Here is a 13441-nt window from a genome sequence, read left to right as displayed (position 1 = left end):
TCACAATAGCATAACCCTCTAGGAAAAGGAAGACTTGCATAGAAAAGATTTTTTTATCAGTCAACCGTTAAGGCAAAAGGCAATCTTCCCTATCTACTCTACCGTCACCGACTTAGCCAGATTGCGGGGTTGATCCACATCAAGACCCCTAAGAGCAGCAATATGATAGGCCAGTAACTGGAGAGGAATCACCGTCACTAGGGGGGAGAGAAACTCATCAATGGTGGGAATGGCTAAGATTTCATTGAAAATATCCTGAGCTTCTAGGGAGTCTTTAGGGGTAACGCCAATCAGACGAGCATCTCTGGCTTTAGCTTCTTGGGCGTTGGAGAGAACTTTTTCATAGAGTAGCCCTGGAGTGGCGATCGCCACCACCGGCACTTTCGCATCCAACAGGGCAATGGGCCCATGTTTCATTTCTCCAGCCGGATAGCCCTCTGCATGAATATAACTGATCTCCTTAAGCTTCAATGCCCCCTCTAGAGCAATGGGAAAATTAATCCCCCGACCCAAAAAGATAAAATCCCTCGTCTCATTAAACTGATGGGCCAACTCCCCAATATAACGATCCTGCTCCTCAATCAGCCGCTCAATCAGCCCTGGCAATTCCCATAACTTCTCGATCGTCTCCTCAATTATCTGGGGTTCGAGGGTCTGACGGCGATCGGCCAAATCCAACGCCAAAGCATAAAACGCCATCACCTGAGCGCTAAAGGTTTTCGTCGCTGCTACTCCCACCTCTAAATTAGCATGAGTATTAATAATGTAAGGAATGAGACGACCCAACGAACTTTCCGGCCGATTAGTAATCCCCAGCATTCGGGGTTGATACCCCAAAGAAGGATGAGCCTTGCGCCGCTCCTGTTCCATCGTTAAAGCCGCCAGAGTATCCGCCGTTTCGCCCGACTGAGTAACCCCAATGGTTAAGGTATTCGCCGTCAAAGGTGGGGGAGAGTAGCGAAACTCGGACGCATATTGAACGAAGGTGGGAATACCGCCCCATTGTTCCAGCAAATGTTTACCGACTAACGCTGCGTGCCAACTCGTTCCACAGGCTACAATCTGGATCTGTTCTAAGTTTTCATACAGACTCTGGGGTAAATTAAGTTGTACCGGTCTCTCCCAGGATTTAGCCATAGAAACCGGGCTAGAACCCGTTTTATTCTGGGTTTGGGGATGCCATTGGGGGTCAAAATAGGCATCGAGTTGGGTTCGCAGAACCGTCGGTTGCTCATAAATTTCTTTGAGCATAAAGTGGCGAAACCCTTGTTTTTCCGCACTACTCGGATTCCAGTTTAAGGTTTGGGGATATTTCACCCGTCGCTCTCCCCGAAAATCATAGACTTCTACCCCCAAGGGAGTCAGGCGAGCTATTTCTCCATTATCTAAGGGCAGAATAATATGGGTGTGGGCCACCAGAGCTGGGGTATCAGAAGCACAGAAAAATTCCCCTTGACCAAACCCAATCACCAGGGGAGCTTGTTGGCGCACTACAATCAATTCATCGGGAGATTGGGTGCAAATCACGGCAATGGCAAAGGCTCCTTCTAAGCGATTGACCGTTTGCCTCACTGCTTCTAACAGGGAGTGAGGGTTTACGGATAAATAGTCAGAAATCAGATGGGGGATCACCTCTGTATCAGTATCAGAGACAAACTCATGGCCCTTCCCTTTGAGTTCCTCCCGCAACTGGCGATAATTTTCCACAATTCCATTTTGAACAACAGCTACCGTTGCCTGCTTATCAGTATGGGGGTGGGCGTTGTACTCCTCCGGTTTACCATGGGTTGCCCATCGGGTATGGCCAATTCCCACCCGTGACTTGTCTTCAACCCCCCTGAGCTTATCGCGCAAATTGTACAACTTTCCCTTAGCTTTGATGGCGTGCAGTTCACCTTCGGAAATCAGGGCCACGCCTGCCGAATCATAACCTCGATATTCCAGCTTCTCTAGTCCAGAAAGGAGAATATCCTTCGCTTCTTGAGTACCAATGTAGCCAACAATTCCACACATTGAATCGATTACTCCGAGTTGTATTGATTACGAAACTGGGGGCTGGTAGACGGGGAACTCGACGACCCCGTTCCCCTTAGCTGTTTATGCTAACAGTTTCTTCGTAGGATTCGTTCATTATGAATGGGTGGGTGGGTGTTTTAGATTTGGGTATAACCCGCCCCTAGGGGGAATGGGTAATCGACAAGAAGGTTTTAAGGTTGCCATTCTCCCTGAAGGGTAAAGGCTGCCCAGAGGTAGGGGAGTTGGTATTCTTCGCTCTTCCAAAGTTCGAGTTGGGCGGCTCGGAGAGCGGCGGCTGGGGAGAGCTGATTTTGCAGCATATTTTGATACAGGCTAATCATCAGTTTGGCGGTGGCGCGATCGTCCACTTGCCAAAGACTGACGATCGTCCGTGCAGCCCCCGCATAGAGGAAGCCTCTAGTCAGTCCAATTAAGCCTTCACCGCGAATAGCTTTTCCTAATCCGGTTTCGCAGGCGCTGAGAACTACCAGTTCAGCTCGAAGATCGAGGTTATAGATATCATGGAGACGGAGAAAACCGTCGATCGCCTCTCCTTCAGGGTTCAGCAGAGAAAGAACCAAGCCAGAGAGTTCCGGGGTGATGCTGTTGAGCAGTCCATGGGTGGCAAAGTGGAGGATGCGATATTGGCTGATGTCGGGACTGGTGGCGATCGCCTTAGAAGCTTGGAAACCAAAGCCTTGGGTTGTTTCTTCTGGGGGCAAGAGGGCGAGAATTTCTTCAGCTTCCTGTTGGGTAAAGGGGAGGCGATCGAAAATGAGTCCTGCTTCTCTAGCCGATCTTTCTAATTCTGGCGGTAAAAAGTCTTTTGGCGGTTTAACTTGAGGATCGAGACGGTTATCTTCAGGACTAAACACCGGATCGGCAAGGATCGCCAAGGTTTTGGCGGCAGGTTGACGTTGGGCGATATCCTGCCGCAGTTGACCGAGACTAGAGGCACTGGGGAGGGTGACGAGTTCATAGTCAACGATCAGAGGGGTATAGGTGTTGACGGAAGCAGGAGCGGCGATCGCCGCCCAAGGAATATACTGTAAGCTCCCATCACTAATAATAGCCAGCCGTTCCCCCTCCAGATAGGGGGCGATGGGGTCTAAAATCATCGTGCTGAGGATATGGGCTGCCCCCTCTGTCTGTCGTCGGCGAATTCTGAGGGCAGGAGCAATAACCGCTTCTCGAAACTTGGCGGCGGCTGTTTCGATCGCCTCTCGGCTCGGTAGTTGGGCACTATGCAACCCTTGAGAATTCAGCACCCACACAGTGCTGCGCTCTTTTCCCAAAGCATAAGTCACCAGAGTCGTATCCTTATCGAGCAATTGCTCTTGCATCTGAGCCACACTCAGGGGTTGGGGCTGGGTGAGGTTGGCGTAGTGGGGACTGGTAGCACGGATACGAGCGCGAACATCTCGGTAAGTCAGTAATAAATCTTCTATTTCTCGATCGAGTTGGGCAGCTCGATCGGCTTGATAATTGTCCCGCAATAGCTTCAGTTTAAGTTCTTCTAGGGCTGAGAGTTGCTCTCTAAGAGATTGTTCTTGTTGAACCAGTGCCGGATCGACTCCGGTATACAGGTCAATTTTAGCTTCTGCGAGCAAGTCAAGAAGCGATCGCCCACTAGCTCGTTCTTTGGCTTCTAAGGCTTTGGCATTATATCCGCGATCCGGGTTATTCCGATGACGCTCCATCAGCAGATCGATATAAAACTCGTAATACTCTTGCTTGCTGGCAAAAAATGTACTCCTGAGATCCTGGGCACTCACACGAGTTCGCAAGTCTTCGAGGAGCGTCAGGGCACTTTCTATCGTGGTTTGAGCGAGTTCTAGATCCCCTTGTTGGCGCTGCACTTGGGCAATGAAATAGAGCGTTAGGGCTTCCTTGGGGCGATCGCCCACCTGTCGCCGCAACTCCAGAGCCTGATTATAGTGGGTTAGGGCTAACTCTAAATGGCCTTGTTGAGCATAAACATAGCCCAGATTATTCAGGGTACTCGCTTTTCCAGCGCGATCTCCCAATTTTTCCCATAACGGCAGCCCATTCACATAAGTCGCTAAAGCATTATCCAATTGATCTAATTGGGCATACACAAAGCCAATATTATTCAACGTACTCGCCTGTCCCCTTAGATCCGCCTCCTCTTGCCACAGTTGTAGAGCATCTTGATAGTAAACCAAAGCTTGGGAATAGCGCTCCAAATCGCTATAGGTTCCCCCAATATTATTTAACGTCGCCGCGATCGACTTTGAATTGCCCAGCTCCTTAACCAACACCAAAGCACGATTATAGGTAGCCAGCGCCTGGTTGTAGTCCCCCAACTCCGTATAGACTACCCCAATATTATTCAACGTCGCCGCCTCTCCTGTTTGAAAACTGACACTCCGCCATAACCCCAACGCCTGATTATACATATCCAACGCCTCTTGGTAGTTAGATAACTTCGTATGCACCTGCGCCAACGACAACAGCACACTAGCCTGGGTTTGCGGACTACTAGCCGTTTTCGGCAAAAGCTGGTTATAAAGAGAAAATGCTTGGTCAAATTCTCCCAAATCGCGGTAGGCTAACCCCATCCAATTGAGGGTAACCACTTCCTGGGCAGTATTTTCGCTCTCTTGCCAAAGCTTGAGCGCCACTTCCCAAGACTTCAGCGCCTTCCGCAGTCCTGTGGCTGTTCCCTGGCGATACTGTTGCATACCTTCTTGGAACTTCTCCATTGCCTCCGGGGAATTTTCCATCCCCCAGGCTAGAGGTTCTGAATACGGAGTGTGAGGAGTGAACGGCATAGGGGCGAAAAATTTTTCGCCCCCAATTGCCAAAAGTAGCCCCAATAGAACACAAGCGATCCTGAGTCTGGAATGGGTTGGGGTTAAATGACGAAAACTCATAATCGCGAAAAAGCAAGGAATTTATATGTCCATCTATAGCATTATTCCCTCTCCCTACATCTCTCTCCCCAGGGAAAGGGACTTATTCCCCTTCTCCCGTGGGAGAAGGGGCTGGGGGATGAGGGCAAAACCATACTTTTTATACATTTAAAAACCATCAATCTATGAACTCTATGTCCAAAATTTCCCGTATTGTTCTCAGCACTCTACTCGCGAGTGGAACCCTTCTTTTTTCTCCCCTTTCGAGCTTGGCTCAAATTAACCAAGCTGAAGTCAACGAAATTTTAGATAGCGAAGAAGTCTTCATCGAAGAAACCCCCGCCAAAGTGGAAGACAAAGCCGATTTTGGCCAAGCGGTGATCACCCAAGAAGCCAGAGCTGGTTTAGAGTTTAATAATGGAGCTGTGGGTCGTTTGGGTAGCAATTCTTCTGTTACTGTCGGTCAATGTGTAGAGGTAAAAAGCGGCCAACTCCTGGTGAGTGGCCCGGTAGATGGCTGTATTGCCGGTTTTTTAGTGAATGTTCAAGGAACGCTCTATCTTCTAGAAATGGATGCCGAAAATAATGGCAATATCAAAGTTTTAGAAGGTACAGTCTCGGTTGTTCCCCAGGGTGCGTTAGAAGCCGTTGAACCGGTGATTTTAAGCGCGGGTCAAAAACTACCTGTGGTCGGTAATATTTTAGGACGAATTCAAGATATCACCCCGGAAGAATTCGCTCAACTGGTAGCTGGAGAATTGTTCCAGGGTTTTACTATACCCGTGACGGTAGAAGGGGCCCTGCGCTCGGTTTGTCTACAATTATTTGGGGGTTTAGGCTTTACTTGTACGGCCGGAGGAATTCCGGTTCCTGCACCCCCGGTTCCCATTCCTGGTATTCCCCGATTACCCTTTTAATGATTAATTTTTAATCCATGTTTTAGGGGCGGGTTCTCCCAGATCTTAACCTACGATCAATGAAGTGAACCCGCCCAATCCCCAGCCAGGATCGAGGCTTTAAGTCCCTGTAGGCACTGATCGCAGCAACCGCTCGATAATCACCCTCCCTTGTCTTCCTCCGGCGGGAATCATGCGATGGCACAGCACATGGGGAGCTAAAAATTTGACATCATCGGGGGTGACATAATCGCGATTTTCCAGAAAAGCGAGGGCTTGGCTGGCTCGTTGCAGGGCGATCGCTCCCCTAGGACTCACTCCCAAGGTAATCTCTTCATCTTCACGGGTTGCCCGCACCAAATCGACAATATATTGCTGTAAAGGAGTTTCCACCTTCACTTGCAAGCACTCTTTTTGCAGCGTCTGCACTTCCAGCAGGGAAATACAGGGTTTTAGGCGATCGACATTTTTTTCCCCTGCATGTTGTTGCAACATCTTTAACTCTTCTGATTCCGTGGGATAACCCAAGGAAAAGGACAAAGCAAACCGATCCATTTGCGCTTCGGGTAAGGGAAAGGTTCCTTGATATTCCACTGGGTTTTGGGTGGCAATCACAAAAAAGGGAGACTCTAGGGTATGGGAAAAGCCGTCTACTGTTACCTGCTGCTCTTCCATCACTTCTAAGAGGGCGGACTGGGTGCGGGGAGTGGCGCGGTTAATCTCATCGGTGAGCAGGACATTGGCAAAAATGGGCCCTGGCATGAACTTAAATTCCCCGGTATTGGGGTTCCAGATATTGGTTCCGGTAATATCGCTAGGGAGCAGATCGGGGGTACATTGAATCCGTTGAAATTTGCCCTCAATGGAACGGGCTAAGGATTTAGCCAATAAGGTTTTCCCGACTCCGGGAACATCTTCTAAAAGGGCATGACCCCCAGATAAAAGGGCTACAAGCACCAGGCGAATTGGATCGCTTTTACCGACGATCGCTTGATTTAGGTTATCGATTAATTGCTGGATACGCTCTCTCATCCGCTTTATTACTCCCCAAGTTTATTTTTTTAGGATAGCTTGCTTTCCATCCAGGATAGTCTAGAATACTCCGGTACAATGGGATCTTGCCCTGCCACCAAGAAGTGTTCTATGACCTCTGAAAAGCAACCTCTGACGATTAAGCAGATTGGGCTATTGTTCTTAACGGCGATCGCCCTGAGTCTGGTGACTCTTTTTTTATATAACAGTTGGAGTCAACCGCAGTTTCAAGGTCAGTTAGAACTCTATCAGACCAATCTCATGCTCAATTCTTCTACATGGAAGGGGGAAAATCTAGACCCCCGAACCCAAGGAGCGTTGCGCCAAGCGCTGATCGGGATTGAACCGGTTTCAACGGCGATCGCCCAATATGAAGACGCTTACCAAGATAGCCAAACTCATCTGGAGAAAACACAACAGGAACTGATCGAGTTAAACCAGCAACCGGTAGCGAATCCCAGTCAAGAAATCACTCTACAACGGGCGATCGCCTCTACTGAGGAGTCTTTAGAGAAGATTAATCTCAATTTGGGTCTCCTAAAAACTCAGGCAGATCGGATTCCAGAAGCCTTGCAGCTCTGGCAAAAACTAGCCGACAATCCCCAATCTTTAACTGGAGATACGGCAGAGATTTTAATCGGGTTATGGCAAGATCCGCCCCAGGTTCTCTCAGATGCTCCGTTAATGCTCGATCTGGAGTTATCGGGATGGTTCCGGTATCAGGCATTGACTCGACTTTATCAAGTCCAGGGTGAAAAGTTAGCATTACAGGAGTTAGAAGATCGGCAACAGGCGATCGCCTTTGAAGGGATTCGTAAACTGCTGATTGTGGCTGGGGTGCAGTCGATGGGCATATTCCTAGGAACCGCTTTATTAGCATTTATGGTAGTCCAATGGCTCATTCAACGCAAAGACTCTTGGTTAGCCCAAAATCAGGGCGTGTCTGAAGTTCCTTGGCATTGGGACACCATTTTATTAGTCATAGTTGCTGGCTTTTTCTTCATTGGTCAATTGATTTCCCCGGTCATTTTTCGGGAATTCCTCAGTCTCTTTTCCTTCACCCGTGGCAGTGGAGTTCGGGCTGATGCCATTATTATTTTGATGTCCTATTTGATTAGTAGTGCCGGAGCATTAGGGGTTTTATCTGTAGCGGTTAATCCCTTTCGTCCCCTACCGCAAAACTGGTTTAAGTTTGACTTTCAACTCTCGGCTATGGCTTGGGGAATAGGTGGGTTTCTGGTTGCCATTCCGGTCGTGTTATTGGTCTCTTTAATCAATCAAACCCTATGGCAAGGTCAAGGGGGGAGCAATCCTATTTTACCTTTAGCTCTGCAAGGCAATGATTGGGTGGCGATCGCCTGTTTCTCCTTTACCGCATCCGTTGCTGCACCCATATTTGAAGAAATTATGTTTCGCGGTTTCCTGCTCCCCTCCCTCACCCGCTATGTTCCCCTAGAGTTAGCGATTATCTTAAGTGGGTTGGTTTTTGCGATCGCTCACCTGAGCTTATCCGAAGTCATTCCCCTCACCACCTTGGGGATAATTATGGGGTTTGTTTATACCCGTTCCGGTAATTTACTCGCCCCCATTATCCTCCATAGTTTGTGGAATGGAAACACCCTCTTAAGTTTATTTCTCCTAGGCAGTAGCTTATCTTAATGAGTAATGAGTCAAAAAACTATGGACATTATCGATATTCTCAAAGCAGACTATGAACGGTTTCCGGTCAATCCTACTTATAGTATTTATGCAGAAGATGTCTATTTTAAAGATCCAATGACCGAATTTCGGGGAAGCGATCGCTATCAACAGATGGTATCCTTGATGCAACGCTGGTTCCTGAACATCAAAATGGACTTACACCACATCGAGCAAGAGGGAAACACCATCCATACCCGATGGACATTGCACTGGAATACCCCCCTACCCTGGAAGCCCCGTATTTCTATCCCCGGATCGAGCGAACTGAAAATTAACGACGATGGATTAATTTGCTCCCATATTGATACCTGGGATATTTCCCGCTTAGAGGTCTTGAAACAACATCTACCCTGATAACTGAGCCAGAAGCATGGCAATGGGTGCGATGGATGAGAAAAACGAGTAAAGTAAAGAAGTGTAAACCCATTTTCAGAAAAGGCCAAACCCTCCATGCGTGTAATCTTAATGACCGGTAAAGGCGGAGTTGGTAAAACCTCCGTAGCGGCAGCAACTGGGCTACGGTGTGCAGAACTGGGCTATAAAACCCTAGTCCTCAGTACCGATCCCGCCCACTCCCTCGCCGATAGCTTCGATCTGGAATTAGGTCATGAAGCCAGATTAGTCAAACCCAACCTTTGGGGGGCAGAACTCGATGCGCTCATGGAACTAGAAGGCAACTGGGGAGCCGTCAAACGCTACATTACCGAAGTATTGCAAGCGCGAGGTTTGGATGGGGTGCAAGCCGAAGAACTGGCCATTTTGCCAGGAATGGATGAAATTTTCGGTCTCGTCCGCATGAAGCGCCATTATGACGAAGGCAAATATGATGTCTTGATTATCGACTCAGCCCCTACGGGAACCGCCCTTAGACTGTTGAGTATTCCCGAAGTCGGAGGATGGTATATGAGACGGTTCTATAAGCCCTTGCAGGGCATGTCTATGGCGCTGAGACCCCTAGTTGAGCCGTTATTTAAGCCCATCGCCGGATTTTCTTTACCGAATAAAGAAGTGATGGATGCGCCCTATGAATTTTATCAACAAATCGAAGAGTTAGAGCGGGTTTTAACGGATAACAAGCAAACTTCGGTACGCTTGGTGACCAATCCAGAGAAAATGGTGATTAAGGAATCCTTACGCGCCCATGCCTATTTGAGTTTGTATAATGTTTCTACTGATATGGTGGTGGCTAATCGGATTATTCCCGATGAAGTCAACGATCCCTTCTTCCAACGCTGGAAAGCTCATCAACAGGAATACCGCCAAGAAATTCATAATAACTTTAGCCCCCTGCCGGTCAAAGAAGTCCCTCTATTTTCCGATGAGATGTGTGGGTTAGAGTCCCTGGAGCGCTTGAAGGAAACCCTTTATAAAGATGAAGACCCCACCCAAGTTTATTACGAAGAAAATACGATTCGGGTGATCCAAAATAAGGATCACTATAGCTTAGAGCTATATTTACCGGGCATTCCCAAAGACCAAATTCAGCTCAATAAAACGGGGGATGAATTGAATGTACGGATTGGTAATCATCGACGCAATTTAGTTTTACCCCAATCTTTGGCAGCTCTGAAGCCTTCTGGGGCGAAAATGGAGGAAGATTATCTTAAGATTCGGTTTACCGAGATAGCTAAAGCTTAAAATCGGGATCGTTATCGATCCTCAAGGGGGGTTTATGAAAAAATATGTTTGCAATGTTTGCGGGTATGTCTACGATCCGGAAGCCGGAGATCCTGACAGTGGGATAGCACCAGGGACAGCCTTTGAAGATATCCCGGATGATTGGCTTTGTCCGGTTTGTGGCGTGGGTAAAGAGGATTTTGAAGTAGAAGATTAATGGTTAATGATGGCATCTTGATTGTTGGAGGGGGGGCGGCTGGTTTTTTTGCAGCCATATCCTGCAAAACCGCAAACCCCCAACGGGAGGTGATCCTCCTGGAAGCGGGAAAAACCCTGTTATCTAAGGTGCTGGTTTCTGGGGGAGGGCGGTGTAATGTCACCCATGCTTGCTTCGATCCGGCTACCTTGGTGCAGTCTTATCCTAGGGGGGCGAAGGCGTTGCGGGGGGCGTTTACTCGGTTTCAACCGAGGGATACAATCGCCTGGTTTGAGTCCCATGGGGTTTCCTTAAAAACTGAGTCCGATGGGCGCATGTTCCCGGTAACTGATGATGCTCGCACGATCGCCGATTGTTTAATTCAAGCGGCTATCAATTTAGGTGTGGAGATACACACGCGATCGCCCGTTTTAGGCGTGAATACCGAGGATCGCCAGTTTCGAGTACAGGTGAAGTCAGGTCAAGAGTTAGTGGAAATGAGAGGCGATCGCCTTTTACTGGCAACAGGAAGCCATCCAAGCGGATACCAGCTTGCTCAACGTCTCGGCCATACCCTGGTTCCTCCTGTTCCTTCCCTCTTTACGTTCAAAATTAATGATTCTGCTCTGCGGGAGTTAAGCGGAATTTCCGTCACCGAAGCGCGAGTCGAATTACCCGACCTGAAATTAAGCCAAACCGGCCCTGTTTTAATCACCCATTGGGGATTCAGCGGCCCGGCCATTTTGAAGCTCTCCGCTTGGGGAGCAAGAGAACTTAAACGAACTGAGTATCAAACTCCATTGAGGATCAACTGGCTACCCCAATCCAAACCCGATGACCTGAGACAGTTGCTGATCAAGGTGAAATCTCAGTTAGGCGTGAAAACTCTATGGGCGAATTGTCCTGTACCGATTCCTCGTCGTTTGTGGCAATATTTACTGGAGAAAGTGGGGATTGGCGATCGCCTTCAGTGGGCACAATTTTCTAAAACACAACTCAATCAACTCCTGCAAGTGCTGACTCAAGATCCCTATCCCATTAGTGGCAAAGGCGTTTTTAAAGAAGAATTTGTCACCTGTGGTGGCATTCCCCTCAAAGAAGTCAACTTTAAAACCTTAGAAAGTCAGTGTTGTCCCGGCTTACATTTTGCTGGTGAAATTCTAGATATCGACGGCATTACCGGCGGATTTAACTTCCAAAATGCTTGGACAACGGGCTGGTTAGCAGGACAAGGAGTATTTCACCGGATTTGATATTATCGAGGGCAGCGATCGCAGATCCTAGGATTGTACCCAGTTTTGTCCCTCAAGTCTTCCCTTTTTTCTATGGCATGATCCCCAAGTTATCCCATCTCTTACCTTCCTCAAGTCAATTAAACCCTCTATGGGACTGGCTTAACCCTCCAACTACCTCTCGTTATCAGCAATGGCAACAGCAGTTTATGAAAGTACGCTTGCAGTTGGCTCTGTGGATCGCATTAGGGTTTATCCTCAGTCTGATTGCTCTCAATAGCATTCGCTTTTGGCAACTGAAAGAACCCTTATGGGATCATCAGTTCTGGACTCAAGTGGCGATCGCTTTTAGTCTGTTAACCAGTTTATATCTACTCCCCTTAGCCTCCCGCAACAGCCATCTCAATATCTTATTTCTGCTGTTTTCCTGGTCTCTTACCCTACTTCCCGTAGTCTCCCATACCCTCAATTCCGTCTTTGAAGTCAGTTTTTTAGGATTAATTATTGCCTTTTTTACCCAAGCGACCTTAATTTCTGTTCGTTGGTGGCTACATTTATTAGCCCAAGGAGTAACCGTTGGCTTTTATTACCTGTTTTACTCCATAGATCAGCAGGCTTCTATATTTTCACTGCTAGATTCCTCCCTACAAGTCTCCCTCCTGTTAACCCTGTTTTGGGTTTGCTTGATTTGTAATTTTTCTGTATATCTTTATGAACGGCTGCAACAATCTGAATTTAAGAGCCGCCGCCAACTAGAAATCGCCTATCAAGAACTGGAGAAAGCCGAGCGCCAATATCGGAGTATTTTTGAGAATGCGATCGAGGGTATTTTTCAATCGTCTCCAGACGGGCATTATCTCAGTGTTAATCCGAGTTTAGCCCGCATTTATGGCTATGATTCTCCAGAGGAGTTGATCGATACTTTAACAGATATTAGCCAAATTTACATCGATCCCAATCGCCGTCAAGAGTTCATGGAGCTGATCCACGATCAGGGTGAAGTCATTGGTTTTGAATCTCAAATTTATCGCCGCGATCGCCAAAGGATTTGGATTTGTGAAAATGCCAGAGTTATCACCAACGATCGAGGAGAAATTATTGCCTATGAAGGCACAGTAGAAGAGATTACTCGCCGCAAAATCCTTGAAGAAGAAATGCGAAAAAACTGGGAACGAGAAAAAGAGTTAAGTCAGTTAAAATCTCGGTTTATTTCTATGGCTTCCCATGAATTTCGCACTCCCTTAACTAGCATTTTAGCTTCGGCGGAAGCCTTGGAGCATTACCAAGATCAGTGGGATATCTCTAAGCGCTTAAAATACTTGAAACGCATTCAAATGACCGTCAATCACTTAAATGTTTTATTGAGTAATATTTTGATTATGGGAAAAGTAGAATCTAACCTAATGATGGTCAATCCCCATAAAATTAATTTAGAAAGTTTTTGCCGGAATTTGATCGAAGAAATGAAAACCAATCTCAGCCCCAAACACGATCTAAAATTCTTAAATCAGGGAGCAGATGAACCAATAGAGGTTTATCTGGATGAGAGCTTATTAAGACAGATTTTAGAAAACTTACTTTCTAATGCGATTAAATATTCTCCCCAGGGAGGTGAAATCAGGTTTATGATAGAGTATAATGCCCACAAGGTTTGTTTTCAAATTCAAGATAGTGGCATTGGCATACTAGAAGAAGACCGTGAATATTTATTTCAATCCTTTCATCGCGGTAAAAATGTAGACAATTTGCCCGGTACAGGGTTAGGCTTGGCCATTGTTAAAAAAGCAGTGGATATCCAACAAGGTCAGATTACGGTAGAAAGCTTGCCAGGCAAAGGAAGCTTATTTTCAGTCACTCTGCCCTTATATCATTAAG

The 13441-nt window shown here is 47.3% G+C and carries 10 protein-coding genes; 7 read left to right on the top strand and 3 right to left on the bottom strand.

Features of this window, described 5'->3' with window-relative positions:
• Positions 1 to 93 precede the first annotated feature (93 nt).
• The gene (gene glmS, locus AC3FZD_RS06310; RefSeq protein ID WP_488739312.1) at positions 94 to 2013 is read right to left on the bottom strand and encodes a glutamine--fructose-6-phosphate transaminase (isomerizing); all 1920 of its coding nucleotides are present in this window, start codon (positions 2011 to 2013) and stop codon (positions 94 to 96) included.
• Between the two features lie 194 nt (positions 2014 to 2207).
• Positions 2208 to 4811 (bottom strand): CHAT domain-containing tetratricopeptide repeat protein, encoded by a 2604-nt coding sequence (locus AC3FZD_RS06305; protein ID WP_488739311.1) that lies wholly within the window; start codon positions 4809 to 4811, stop codon positions 2208 to 2210.
• A 275-nt stretch (positions 4812 to 5086) separates the two neighbouring features.
• On the opposite strand from AC3FZD_RS06305, the gene AC3FZD_RS06300 reads away from it, so the two are divergent.
• Positions 5087 to 5809, top strand: a complete 723-nt coding sequence (locus AC3FZD_RS06300; RefSeq protein WP_488739310.1) for a hypothetical protein — start codon at positions 5087 to 5089, stop codon at positions 5807 to 5809.
• Between the two features lie 99 nt (positions 5810 to 5908).
• Here the strand turns inward: AC3FZD_RS06300 and AC3FZD_RS06295 are convergent, their stop codons facing one another.
• Entirely contained in the window at positions 5909 to 6820 is a 912-nt protein-coding gene (locus AC3FZD_RS06295; RefSeq protein WP_488739309.1) for an AAA family ATPase, read from the bottom strand.
• A 111-nt stretch (positions 6821 to 6931) separates the two neighbouring features.
• Between AC3FZD_RS06295 and AC3FZD_RS06290 the strand changes: the two genes are divergently transcribed.
• From AC3FZD_RS06290 to AC3FZD_RS06265, 6 genes are all read left to right on the top strand, one after another.
• Positions 6932 to 8479: a CPBP family glutamic-type intramembrane protease gene (locus tag AC3FZD_RS06290; RefSeq protein WP_488739308.1), complete on the top strand. Its 1548-nt coding sequence runs from the start codon at positions 6932 to 6934 to the stop codon at positions 8477 to 8479.
• A gap of 21 nt (positions 8480 to 8500) precedes the next feature.
• The gene (locus tag AC3FZD_RS06285; protein ID WP_488740281.1) at positions 8501 to 8875 is read left to right on the top strand and encodes a C6orf136 family protein; all 375 of its coding nucleotides are present in this window, start codon (positions 8501 to 8503) and stop codon (positions 8873 to 8875) included.
• Positions 8876 to 8971: 96 nt separating this feature from the next.
• Positions 8972 to 10159: a TRC40/GET3/ArsA family transport-energizing ATPase gene (locus AC3FZD_RS06280; RefSeq protein WP_488739307.1), complete on the top strand. Its 1188-nt coding sequence runs from the start codon at positions 8972 to 8974 to the stop codon at positions 10157 to 10159.
• A gap of 34 nt (positions 10160 to 10193) precedes the next feature.
• Positions 10194 to 10355 (top strand): rubredoxin, encoded by a 162-nt coding sequence (gene rd / locus AC3FZD_RS06275; protein ID WP_488739306.1) that lies wholly within the window; start codon positions 10194 to 10196, stop codon positions 10353 to 10355.
• On the top strand, positions 10355 to 11587 hold the full coding sequence (locus AC3FZD_RS06270) for a BaiN/RdsA family NAD(P)/FAD-dependent oxidoreductase (protein WP_488739305.1): 1233 nt from the start codon (positions 10355 to 10357) through the stop codon (positions 11585 to 11587). The genes rd and AC3FZD_RS06270 overlap by 1 nt, the downstream gene beginning before the upstream one ends.
• Entirely contained in the window at positions 11584 to 13440 is a 1857-nt protein-coding gene (locus AC3FZD_RS06265; RefSeq protein ID WP_488739304.1) for a sensor histidine kinase, read from the top strand. Before AC3FZD_RS06270 ends, AC3FZD_RS06265 begins: the two co-directional genes overlap by 4 nt.
• Position 13441: the final 1 nt, after the last annotated feature.

The sequence above is a fragment of the Roseofilum sp. KMC-1 genome (assembly GCF_057802075.1).
The sequence above is the reverse complement of the archived record's forward strand: the minus strand, read 5'-3'. Positions and strand labels throughout refer to the sequence as shown.

What these genes read in the sequence shown, in the direction of transcription:
- glmS (WP_488739312.1), bottom strand. Translation starts at nt 2,013, where the DNA reads ATGTGTGGAATTGTTGGCTACATTGGTACTCAAGAAGCGAAGGATATT.
- AC3FZD_RS06295 (WP_488739309.1), bottom strand. Translation starts at nt 6,820, where the DNA reads ATGAGAGAGCGTATCCAGCAATTAATCGATAACCTAAATCAAGCGATC.
- AC3FZD_RS06290 (WP_488739308.1), top strand. Translation starts at nt 6,932, where the DNA reads ATGACCTCTGAAAAGCAACCTCTGACGATTAAGCAGATTGGGCTATTG.
- AC3FZD_RS06305 (WP_488739311.1), bottom strand. Translation starts at nt 4,811, where the DNA reads ATGCCGTTCACTCCTCACACTCCGTATTCAGAACCTCTAGCCTGGGGG.
- AC3FZD_RS06300 (WP_488739310.1), top strand. Translation starts at nt 5,087, where the DNA reads ATGTCCAAAATTTCCCGTATTGTTCTCAGCACTCTACTCGCGAGTGGA.
- AC3FZD_RS06270 (WP_488739305.1), top strand. Translation starts at nt 10,355, where the DNA reads ATGGTTAATGATGGCATCTTGATTGTTGGAGGGGGGGCGGCTGGTTTT.
- AC3FZD_RS06285 (WP_488740281.1), top strand. Translation starts at nt 8,501, where the DNA reads ATGGACATTATCGATATTCTCAAAGCAGACTATGAACGGTTTCCGGTC.
- AC3FZD_RS06280 (WP_488739307.1), top strand. Translation starts at nt 8,972, where the DNA reads ATGCGTGTAATCTTAATGACCGGTAAAGGCGGAGTTGGTAAAACCTCC.
- rd (WP_488739306.1), top strand. Translation starts at nt 10,194, where the DNA reads ATGAAAAAATATGTTTGCAATGTTTGCGGGTATGTCTACGATCCGGAA.